Source organism: Bacillus sp. SIMBA_005, assembly GCF_046535585.1.
Lineage (GTDB): Bacteria > Bacillota > Bacilli > Bacillales > Bacillaceae > Bacillus > Bacillus pumilus.
Window position 1 is genome coordinate 1 of record NZ_JAWRWI010000146.1, and the last position, 329, is coordinate 329.

Consider the following 329-nt stretch of genomic DNA (forward strand, 5'->3'; position numbering starts at 1 on the left):
TGTGTTACATAATTTTCGTCATCGTGAATTGATAGAATAATTACTTTAGATTCAGGATACAGCTCTACAAGCTGTTTTGTAGCTTCCACACCATTTACGTTTGGCATATTGATATCCATGATCACAACATCAGGATGATAGTGCTCAACAATACGAGCCGCTTCGTCTCCGTCATCACCTTCGGCTACCACTTCAAAGGTAGGTTCAAAATCCAATATCCGTTTAACACCTTCACGAAATAACTGATGGTCGTCGATAATAACAATGTTTACTTTAGTCACAAGCCACGCCTCCTTGTATTATTGTTCTATATACTCTAGCATTCGGTC

Annotated in this window: 1 pseudogene; it reads right to left on the reverse strand. The window is 38.9% G+C overall.

From position 1 onward, the window contains the following. Window positions 1-281: pseudogene (degU, locus tag SB660_RS19505) on the reverse strand (two-component system response regulator DegU); the annotation flags it as partial. Between the last annotated feature and the right edge of the window lie 48 nt (window positions 282-329).